8 protein-coding genes are annotated in these 8,508 nt (G+C 69.0%); 2 read left to right on the top strand and 6 right to left on the bottom strand.

All coding sequences use genetic code 11. The features are described from left to right. Positions 1 to 123: 123 nt before the first annotated feature. Both ACFXN1_RS49250 and ACFXN1_RS49245 read right to left on the bottom strand, forming a co-directional pair. A complete protein-coding gene (locus tag ACFXN1_RS49250) occupies positions 124 to 1,350 on the bottom strand; it encodes an MFS transporter (protein WP_379436546.1) in 1,227 nt (408 codons plus the stop codon). Next, complete coding sequence (locus ACFXN1_RS49245; protein WP_379387790.1) at positions 1,350 to 2,000, bottom strand: GntR family transcriptional regulator; 651 nt, start codon at positions 1,998 to 2,000, stop codon at positions 1,350 to 1,352. The genes ACFXN1_RS49250 and ACFXN1_RS49245 overlap by 1 nt, the downstream gene beginning before the upstream one ends. 149 nt (positions 2,001 to 2,149) lie before the next feature. On the opposite strand from ACFXN1_RS49245, the gene ACFXN1_RS49240 reads away from it, so the two are divergent. Further along, positions 2,150 to 2,611, top strand: a complete 462-nt coding sequence (locus tag ACFXN1_RS49240; RefSeq protein ID WP_379436548.1) for a PaaI family thioesterase — start codon at positions 2,150 to 2,152, stop codon at positions 2,609 to 2,611. 59 nt (positions 2,612 to 2,670) lie between these two features. Here the strand turns inward: ACFXN1_RS49240 and ACFXN1_RS49235 are convergent, their stop codons facing one another. Then, positions 2,671 to 3,081, bottom strand: a complete 411-nt coding sequence (locus ACFXN1_RS49235) for a hypothetical protein (protein ID WP_379400549.1) — start codon at positions 3,079 to 3,081, stop codon at positions 2,671 to 2,673. An 84-nt stretch (positions 3,082 to 3,165) separates the two neighbouring features. Then, positions 3,166 to 4,386 (bottom strand): cytochrome P450, encoded by a 1,221-nt coding sequence (locus ACFXN1_RS49230; RefSeq protein ID WP_379436549.1) that lies wholly within the window; start codon positions 4,384 to 4,386, stop codon positions 3,166 to 3,168. Positions 4,387 to 4,569: 183 nt separating this feature from the next. Here ACFXN1_RS49230 and ACFXN1_RS49225 point away from each other — a divergent pair, with 183 nt between their 5' ends. After that, on the top strand, positions 4,570 to 6,165 hold the full coding sequence (locus tag ACFXN1_RS49225) for a carboxylesterase/lipase family protein (RefSeq protein ID WP_379464067.1): 1,596 nt from the start codon (positions 4,570 to 4,572) through the stop codon (positions 6,163 to 6,165). A 23-nt stretch (positions 6,166 to 6,188) separates the two neighbouring features. Here ACFXN1_RS49225 and ACFXN1_RS49220 read toward each other — a convergent pair whose 3' ends face one another. Next, positions 6,189 to 7,568, bottom strand: coding sequence for an Hsp70 family protein (locus ACFXN1_RS49220; RefSeq protein ID WP_379440576.1), 1,380 nt, complete (start codon positions 7,566 to 7,568; stop codon positions 6,189 to 6,191). Positions 7,569 to 7,925: 357 nt separating this feature from the next. Further along, a partial coding sequence (locus ACFXN1_RS49215) for a hypothetical protein (protein ID WP_379464065.1) occupies positions 7,926 to 8,508 on the bottom strand: 583 nt, incomplete at its 5' end.

Below are 8,508 nucleotides of genomic sequence, written 5' to 3'. Positions count from 1 at the left end.
GGGCACCAGGGAGATCGGGAGGGAGCTCATCCCCCGTTCGTTGGGAGGGGGAGGAGAGATGAGGGTGGTGGCGGCCGACTTCGGGCCCCCGCCACTGTTTTCCGGGGTTTCCTGCAGCTCGGGTCAGGCTGCGCGGGCGCGGCTCACGATGCCCAGGCAGAGAGCGCACCCGGACGCGAGGACGCCGAACATGGCCGGGTAGCCGATGCCCGTGCTGTCGTGGCAGACCGCCATGACGGCCGGGACGCCGAAGCCGAGATAGCTGACCGCGTAGAACACCGCGGTCAGTCCGGCGAGATCGTCGGGCCGGGCCATGCGCTCGATCTCGAGCAGGCCCGCGACCAGGCCGCTGCCGAAACCCATGCCCAGCGCGATGGCGGTCAGCACGGTCAGCCACATGGTGAGGGTCGCGGAAGCCGCTGCGGCCAGCACCATTCCGGTGATCACCAGGCTCAGCGCCAGGACCGGCAGGCGCAGCGAGCCCGGCCGGTCGATGCGGCGGGCGACGGACTGGATGCCGAACCCGCAGCCCAGCGTGATGACCGTGATGAGGGCCGAGAAGGCGATGGGCGCGCCGTGCACCTTGGGCATCATGAGCGTCGGCATGATGGCGTAGGCCGCCGCCGACGAGGTGAACAGCCACAGGCACACCGGCAGCGCCACGGTGCGGAAGCGGTGGTGCGCGGCGGCGGGGACCTTCAGATCGTCCAGCAGCCGACCCGGATTCGCCTGCGGGGCAGTGGTTTCCGGGGCGCGGAACAGCAGCGCCGCCGCCAGCACACACAGCGTCACATTGATCAGGTAGGCGAGGGTGTCCGGCCACGGCGCCCACTGGGCCAGCACCCCGGCCACGCCCGCGCCCACGCCGAAGCCGCCGGTGAGGCTCATGGCCGAGCGTCGCGCCCCGGTGCCCGAGGCGGTCTCGGCCGTGAACGGCGGCTGCGAGAGTTCCTTGAGCCAGCTGCTGCCCACCGCCATGGCCAGGCCCAGCGCGATGCCGCACAGCACGCGTCCGGCGGAAAGCATGGGGACGGAAGCGGATCCGAAGGCCAGCAGGGTCGAGCCGGTGGCCGCGATGAAGGGCGCGGGCCGCATCAGCGGCCGACGGCCGTAGCGGTCGGAGAGCGGGCCGCCGATGAGCAGCGCAGGGACGATGCCCAGCACGTATTCGAACAGCAGCAGATCCACGGTGGTGACGGGCAGCCCGTCCCGCTTGTACATGACCAGCAGCGGCGTGAATTCATTACCGCCCCAGGCGATCGCGAAGATCGCCGCGGCCACGCCGAGCCACGCCCTGGGATGGGTGCCGATACCGGTGGTGCGGGTGCCGACGGCTGTCAGCGTCGCCATCACAGTCCTCTCAGGGTCACGCCGTGCACGTCGGTGAGGTGCTCGGCGAGTGCTTCGGCGAAACCGGCGGCGTCGGCGGCTTCGATCAGGTCGGCGAGCCGGGTGTGCTGCTCGATGATCCGGTGCGGATGGGTCTCGCCCCGGTGCAGCGCAACGCTGTTCATCCGGCGCTGGCGCTCGCGCAACGAGTCGTAGAAGCCGATGAGCAGCGGATTGTCGGCGGCCACCACGTACTCGCGATGGAAATCGGCGTCCACGATGGCGAATTCGTCGAGGTCGCCCGCGTCGGCGAGTTCGCCCTGGCGGTCCAGGGATTCGCGCAGCCGGGGGATCAGCCCCGCGCGGGCGATACGAGTGAGCGCGTCCACCGCGCCGGTTTCCACGATGTAGCGGGCATGGATCACATGCTCGGCCTCGCGCGAGGGCACCGGCACCACCAGCGCACCGCGCTTGGGGTAGAGCCGCATCCAGCCCTCGGTCTCGAGCCGGAGGAAGGCCTCGCGGACCGGGGTGCGGGAGGTGCCCAGCTCCCCGGCCATCTCGTTCTCGCTGACCAGCTCCCCGCCCGGCAGGTCGCCGCTCAGGATGCGTTCCTTGATTTCGCGGTAGGCCCGCTCGGCGGCGGAGAAGGTCTTGGACACAACTTGCATACTAGAGGTGACATGGGATGATTTGCCCGAATGTGGCGGGTTTCACCCGGGGGCTGAAAGAGTTGCGCCGCAACCCTCTCACCCATAATGATTCACGTTGTTGGCAATACGTCAGTAAGTTGCCCTATTTCCGGGACGAGGAGGTCCGCATGGGGAACGATGCCCCGCCGCTGAACGAGGTCGTGAACAGTGGTCTGGAGTTCACGATTCCGATCGCGCACAAGATGGGGGTGCGGGCCGACGAGGTGCGCCCCGGTTTCGCCGCCACCACGGTGCCGGTCGAGGGCAACGGCAATCACTTCGGCGTCATGTACGCCGGCGTGCTGTTCACCGTCGCGGAGATCCTGGGCGGCGCGCTCGCCATCGCCAGCTTCGACACCGCCAAGTACTTCCCCCTGGTGAAGGATCTGCACATCTTCTTCCGGAAGCCCGCCGCCACCGATGTGCGCGCCGAGGCCACGCTGTCGGAGGAGGAGATCGCGCGCATCACCGAGGAGGCCGAGGCCAAGGGCAAGGCCGACTTCACTCTCGAGGCCGTGGTGACCGACGCCAATGGCGTGGTGGTGGCCGAGACCGAGGGTCTGTACCAGTTGCGCGCCCACGGCAAGTGAGCCGAAACGATCGAGCCCCGGAGGAAGACCTCCGGGGCTCGGTCGTTCTCGCGGGCGTGTCAGGCGATGATGATCCAGCCCTTGCAGCCGGTGCCGGCGCTGCCCGGCCACTCCGAGCCGGAGACCTCGAAGGGGATGACCCCGGGCATCGGGGTGCCCAGGTCGATCCGGGTGGTCTGGGCGCCGTAGGTGTCGGGCAGCGGGGTGCGCTGCCCGTTCATGTCGATCTTGGCGTCGTCGGTGAAGTTGTTGGAGGTGGTGATCTCCAGCGTGGTGGGCGTGAACGAGTGAGCCAGCAGGGTGGTCTGGGCGCAGCGGCCCTTGGAGTAGTCGAGCGTGATCTGCTGCGGGGCCGCGTCAGCGGACGCGGGGGCGGCGAAGGCGCCGGAGGCGGCGCAGGCGAGCGTGGCCAGGGCGATGCGGCGGAGGTACACGGTCTTCACGAACAGAACCCCTTTTCCTGTGGTCACGACGGTGAATCCCCCCGATCGACGACGATCATGCCGTGACCGAGCCTCCGGCACGCGGCGGACGCGCGGAAGAATCCGGGCCGATCAGCGGATGCGCAGCGGCAGGTTGCGGTGGCGGCGCACGAAGATGCTCGGAAACCACTGCGGCGGGGCGTCTTCGACGAGGGTGAATTCGGTGGTGCGGTCCAGCAGCGCGGTCAGGGCCGCGGTGGCCTCCAGTTTGGCCAGCGCCGAGCCGATGCAGAAGTGGATGCCGCGCCCGAAGGCGAGATTGTTGGCCCCGCTGCGGCGGTCCAGGTCGATGGCGTCGGGATGTTCGAAGCGGGCCGGATCCCGATTGGCCGCACCCCACAGCAGCAGCACGTGGCTGCCCGCGGGAATCTCGGTGTCGCCCAGCGCGGTATCGGTGGTGACGTGCCGATGATGGCCGCGGAAGGGTGATTCCAGCCGCAGCGCCTCGTCGAGGAACGCGGGCAGCAGCGCGGGTTCGCGGCGCAGCTCGTCCTGGAGTTCGGGGCGGGTGGCGAGCATTCGCGCGGCGTTGGCGATCAGCCCGGCCGTGGATTCGCCGCCCGCGCCGACGAGTTGGACCAGGATGAGCACCGCCACCGCGTCGGTGATGTCGCCGGCCGTGCAGGCGCGGGCCAGTACGCCGAGCAGGTCGTCGCCCGGATCCTGTCGGGCGGCGGCGAACCTGGTGTGCAGGTGGGCGGCCAGCTCGGTGGCGGCGGTGACCAGCTGTCCGAAGCGTTCGGCCTCGACGACCCCGCCCAGCATCTCGGTGCTGTCGTAGGCCCACGTGAGCAGTTGCGGCACATCCGAATCCGGCAGCCCGACGATGTCGGCGACCAGCGCCAGCGGCAGCCGGTCGGCCATGCCGGTCGCCCAGTCGATGCGATCGTCGTGCAGCTGCTCGGCCCACAACCGGTCCACCAGCTCGGCGGCGGTGGGTCCGAGCCCGCGAATCCGCTTGGCCAGCAAGGGCTGGACCAGTTTCCGCTGTGCCTGGTGGCTGGGATCGTCCTCGGTGGCCAGCACGTGGATGGCCTGGCCGCCGCCGTCCATGTCGAAGGTGGCGGGCGGCCGACCTTCCTGCCGCAGCAGCGCGCCGGTGAGGTGCGAGGAGAACTCGGCGGGCCGATTCACCGCCTCGGTCACCAGATCCCATGAGGTCACCAGGTAGAAGTCGGTGCCCGGGATGCGGTACACCGGCGATTCCTCGCGCAGTCGCCGGTACAGCGGATAGGGATCGTCGAGGTGCGCGGGGTCGAACAGATCGAGGGCGTCGGGTGAGGTCCGGGTCATGGGCCCACGGTTTCCGGCCCGGAACCGACTGTCAACGGCCGTCTCGCCGTGAGACGCCCGCCGCGCGGTGACCCACTCGTATGCAGGGGTTTTGTGCGCATCTCGAGACTCCGGGCCTCCGTACCGGACAGCCGATTAGTATCGAACGATTACGCGATAACGCTGCTGGCCCAGGAGGCTCGGGTGATCGTGCGCGACCGGAAGTGGATGGGATGGGGAGCCGGGGCGGTGCTCTCGGTGGTCGCCCTGCTGGTGACGGTCTTCGCGGTGAACGGACCGGTGGCGCGGGCCCTGCCGGCTGCCCCCGACACCGTCGCCATCGACAGCGGCAGCCTGCACGGCGTGCTCGCCCCGGACTACCGGCTCTTCAATGGAATCCCTTACGCCGCACCGCCAGTGGGCGCGCTGCGCTGGCGGCCGCCCGCACCGGTGCCGCCGTGGCCGGGCGTGCGCGAGGCCCGCGACGCCGGGCCGAAATGCGCGCAGGCCACGGGCGCGGGCGGGCTGCGCTCGACCGATGAGGACTGCCTCTACCTGAACGTCTGGACGCCGCCCACCCTGCCCGCCGACGGCCGCGGCCTGCCGGTCATGGTGTGGATTCACGGCGGCGGCCTGCAGACGGGCACCGGAAGCATGTACGGCGCAGCGCCGCTGGTGTCGCAGCCCGATGGCGACAGCATCGTGGTCACCATCAACTACCGGCTCGGGACGTTCGGCTTCCTGGCCGCCTCCGCATTGGACGAGGGCGACGGCTCGGGGGACTACGGGCTGATGGATCAGCAGGCCGCGCTGCGCTGGGTGCAGCGCAATATCGCGGCGTTCGGCGGCGACCCGGACCGGGTGACGGTGGATGGTGAATCGGCGGGCGGGGTTTCGATCTGCACGCAGCTGGCCACACCCTCCTCGGCCGGGCTGTTCCAGGCGGCCATGATGCAGAGCGGCCTGTGCGCCGGGCAAGCCCTCCCCGCCGCCGAGGCCGAGGGTGATGCCTGGGCGGCCGGAGCCGGATGCCCGGGAGCGGACGCGGCCTGTCTGCGCAGTCTTCCGGCGGACGTGCTCGTCGATCACGCGCCGGAGTCGGCGAATGTGGTGTACGGCAACGACTTTCTCCCGCGCGATCCCATTGCGGTCCTCAAAGCCGGTGGGATGAACCATGTTCCGACCTTCATCGGCTCCAACCATGACGAGATGGCGCTGTGGGTGTGGATGGATTACGGCATCCCGCTCGGCGCCAGGATGACCGCCGCGGACTATCCCACCCTGCTCACCACCCGGTTGGGCGGCATGGACCGGGCGCAGGTCGATCGGATCATGGCGGAGTACCCCCTCGGCGACTACGCGCAGCCCGCGCTGGCGCTCACCCGGGCCTGGACCGACAAGTTCGTCTGCCGGCTGGCCGACCAGGTCGGCGACTTCGGCCGCCAGAACCCCACCTACGTCTACGAGTTCGACGACCGGACCGCCCTGGCCCCGCCCAGCACCTTCCCGATGGGCGCCTACCACGCCGCGGAACTCCCCTCCCTCTTCGACCTCGTGCAGGCCGGCCCGGTCCTGCACGTCGCCATGACCCCCGACCAGCAGCGCCTGCAGGACGAAATGCGCCGCTACTGGACCCGCTTCATCGCCGCGGGCACCGCGGATCCGCAAGGATTGCCCGCCATCCCGCAATACACCACGGCCGCACCGTCATTCCTCTCCTTCCGCCCCGGCGGCAACCAGTTCTCCGATGCCTTCTACGCCGACCACCGCTGCGAGTTCTGGACAGACCTGATGCGGTAGGCGGGGCGCCGATGGAAGGCGGCTCAGTGGTGACCGCCGGCCGAGGTCGGGTGGCCCGGCGCCTGGGAGGTGGCCGAGGTGTGCGGACCGGTGGCGGGCGTGTGGTCGAAAGCGACGACCACACCACCGAGGACCGCCAGCACCGCGGCGGCGACGGCAGCCGCCCACAGGGCGGGCCTGGACGTGCGGCGTCCCGACTGTGATCGGTCGTCGCCGACGTCTCCGGGTCGGGGCGGTGGCGACGTCGGGAGTCGTTTCGCCACCATCGGCTTCGGCTGGGGTGCAGCGGATCTCGGCTGTGGCACGGGCGCGCGCTCGGGTGCTGGTGCGGCGGCAGCGGCCGATATGCCCGGCGGCAGGACGCGTGCCGCAGAGTCGAGGCGGGGACGGGTACGCAGCGTGCGGGCGGCGAGCAGGGTGGCGCCGCGGATCACCGTGTGTGCCGGATCGGTGGTGGTGATGATCGGGACTTCGGTTGCGGCGGAAAGGTTCTCGGTGAGGAGTGGAATCGCCGAGCTGCCACCGGTGAGGACGATGCAGTCGACGGCGTGGCCGGTTCGGAGCGCGCTGTCGAGTGATTGCGTGATGCGCTGCACCGCCTGCCATACCGGATCGGCGATCACGGACTCCAACTCGGATCGCACGATGCGCAGATTGTCGCGGATGCCGGGCAGATTCACCTCGATGGTGGCGGAGACGTTGCTCGACAGCTGATGTTTGGCGCGCGTGACCCCGGTGCGCAGCTCGCGCAGCGCGGGCCAATTGCGGCGATCGGCGGGATCGAATCCGGGGTGTGCGGCGGCCACCTGGTCCAGCACATGTGCCACGAACAGGGAATCCACCAGGTCACCACCGAATTCGTGGCAGTGGACGGCCTGATCGACTCGGACGCTGTCACCGATCGCCGTCACCACGGCCACATCCATACCCGACTTGCCGACATTGCACAGCAGGAGTGTGGCTTCCGGATCCACCTCGCCGGACGCCCGCAGCGCGGCGACGGCGGCCTCGGCCTCGTTGGCGAGTGTTGCGTGAGTAGGCTTCTGCGCCAATGACTCTCGGAGCTCGCGCACGGCCTGCTCGGTCCACGTCACCGGGTGCGCGACGACGGCGGTGCATCCCGGCTCGAGCAGCAGGGCGATCGCGGTGGCGACCAGTTGGGCCCCGGTCCGGGCGGTGCCGTCGCCCGCGACCACGGGAATCGGATCACCCACCCGTGTGGTGAAATCCCGGAATTCGCAGTTCGAGTCGGAATGTGCGTAGGTGCCGGCCAGCGTGCCGAGTACCGGGCGGTCGGCGGATTCGAAACGAATTACACCGGGAATTCGGGCGCTCCGCCGGTTACTGTTCGAGGCGCGCACGAATGCGTCGGATCCGATGACTATGCCCAGCGCCTCTGCCATGCTGCGGCTCCATTCCGTCGTCGGGGATATTCGCTCGTGCGAAAACAGTAGGGACCCGAACTGGTAACCCGCTGTGCGCCGGCTGTGCGTGCGCTGTCCGGATGCTCAGGGCCACGTGTCTCGAATCCACAGCCCGCTCCGAGCGTTCTCCCAGATCAGGGTCATAGCCTCCTCTTCAACTGAGGAACGCCGCCACGGTATCGAGAGGAAAAGGCAATGGCTGTCGACGCGGAATCATACGGTTCGGCCCAGATCGGACCGATAGGCATGGGAATCGACGGTAACGTATTCCACGAATCGCCCGCCGTGGAATTCGGAAACATCGGTGAATCATCGGTGTCGAGCGAGGTGAACATCTCACTCGACCATTCCGAGGGCATCGGTCCGGGCTTCGACGTGCAATCCGTCGACCAGTCGGTATCGGTCGCACAGAGCTCGAGTTTCGACATCGGCCGGCACGGCAGCGATGTCGGAATTGCGAACACGGGCCTCGCCGATCACCAGCACCACGCCTTCCAGGGGCAGACCGCCTTCGCGGAACGTGAGAGCTTCAGCGAAAACCAGACCTTCGGCGAGCGCGAGCACTTCCAGGAGCACGGGGATCTCGGCGAACGTGCGCACTTCCAGGGGCACGAGGGCTTCGGTGAGCGCGAGGGCTTCGGCGAGCGCGATGGAATCGGTGCGCGTGAGGGTTCTCGCTGGGGCGAAAACCACAGCGCCCGACCGGTATTCGACGACCATGCCCGCTTCGACGACCGGGAGCGTTTCGATACCCGTGCGACGTTGAGCGATCACGAGCGTATGGACACCAGTGAGCGGTTCGACCAGCGTGAGCACTTCGACGTCCACGAGGGTCTTCACACCCGCGGCGAATTCGGCGAGCACAGCAACTTCGACGCACGTGCTGATTTCGGTGAGCGTGGTGATTTCGGCGACCACC

Origin of the sequence: Nocardia sp. NPDC059154, assembly GCF_042755705.1 — a bacterium.
In the GTDB taxonomy this organism is placed as follows: Bacteria; Actinomycetota; Actinomycetes; order Mycobacteriales; family Mycobacteriaceae; genus Nocardia.
This window is presented reverse-complemented; position numbering and strand designations above follow the sequence as displayed.